Annotated in this window: 1 protein-coding gene and 1 pseudogene; both read left to right on the top strand. The window is 62.4% G+C overall.

Annotated elements, in window-relative coordinates; all coding sequences use genetic code 11:
- A pseudogene (locus tag QPK29_RS33435) lies at nt 1-507 on the top strand (succinate dehydrogenase/fumarate reductase flavoprotein subunit); the annotation flags it as partial.
- 13 nt (nt 508-520) lie between these two features.
- Nucleotides 521-1,231: a succinate dehydrogenase iron-sulfur subunit gene (locus QPK29_RS33430; protein WP_056132068.1), complete on the top strand. Its 711-nt coding sequence runs from the start codon at nt 521-523 to the stop codon at nt 1,229-1,231.
- Nucleotides 1,232-1,234: the final 3 nt, after the last annotated feature.

Here is a 1,234-nt window from a genome sequence, read left to right as displayed (position 1 = left end):
GCGCAGAACCTGAAGGAGCAGGGCAACCGCGCGCTGCCGAAGGATTTCGCCGACTACGCGCTGGGCCGTTTGAACCGCCTGGAAAACGCCACCGGCGGCGAGAAGGTGCAGGACGTGGCCAACGCGATCCGCGCGACGATGCAGAAGCACTGCGGCGTGTTCCGCACGCAGGCGCTGATGGACGAAGGCGTCAAGGAAATCATGGCCCTGGACGAGCGCCGCAAGCACGTCTCGTTCAAGGACAAGTCGAAGGTGTTCAACACGGCGCGCATCGAAGCGATCGAGCTGGACAACCTGATCGAAGTGGCCAAGGCGACCGTTGTGTCGGCCGCGGCGCGCAAGGAATCGCGCGGCGCCCACGCCCACAGCGACTACGAGCAGCGCGACGACGAGAACTGGATGAAGCACACCCTGTTCTACTCGGAAGGCAACCGTCTCGACTACAAACCGGTCGTGACCAAGCCGCTCACCGTCGACACGTTCAAACCGAAGCCCCGCACGTTCTAATTAGGTACCGATAATGGCACGCACAGTCCACCTGAAAATCTACCGCTACGATCCGGACAAGGATTCGAAGCCCTACATGCAAGACGTCACCGTCGAGCTGAAAGACACCGACAAGATGCTGCTGGACGCGCTGCAGCGCATCAAGTCCGACGTCGACGACTCGCTCGCCCTGCGCCGCTCGTGCCGCGAAGGCGTGTGCGGTTCGGACGCGATGAACATCAACGGCAAGAACGGCCTGGCCTGCACGACCAACCTGAACGAGCTGACGCAGCCGATCGTGCTGCGTCCGCTGCCGGGCCTGCCGGTCATCCGCGACCTGATCGTGGACATGACCAACTTCTTCAAGCAGTACCACTCGATCAAGCCGTACCTGATCAACGACTCGATCCCGCCCGAGAAGGAGCGCCTGCAGTCGCCGGAAGAGCGCGAAGAACTCGACGGCGTGTACGAGTGCATCCTGTGCGCGTGCTGCTCGACGTCGTGCCCGTCGTTCTGGTGGAATCCCGACAAGTTCGTCGGTCCGGCCGGCCTGCTGCAGGCCTACCGCTTCATCGCCGACTCGCGCGACGAGGCGACCAACGAGCGCCTGGACAACCTGGAAGACCCTTACCGCCTGTTCCGCTGCCACTCGATCATGAATTGCACGGACGTGTGCCCGAAGGGTTTGAACCCGAACAAGGCCATCGGCAAGATCAAGGAATTGCTGGTACGCCGCGCGATCTAAACC

Origin of the sequence: Massilia orientalis (assembly GCF_030411975.2) — a bacterium.
In the GTDB taxonomy this organism is placed as follows: Bacteria; Pseudomonadota; Gammaproteobacteria; order Burkholderiales; family Burkholderiaceae_D; genus Telluria; species Telluria orientalis.
This window is presented reverse-complemented; position numbering and strand designations above follow the sequence as displayed.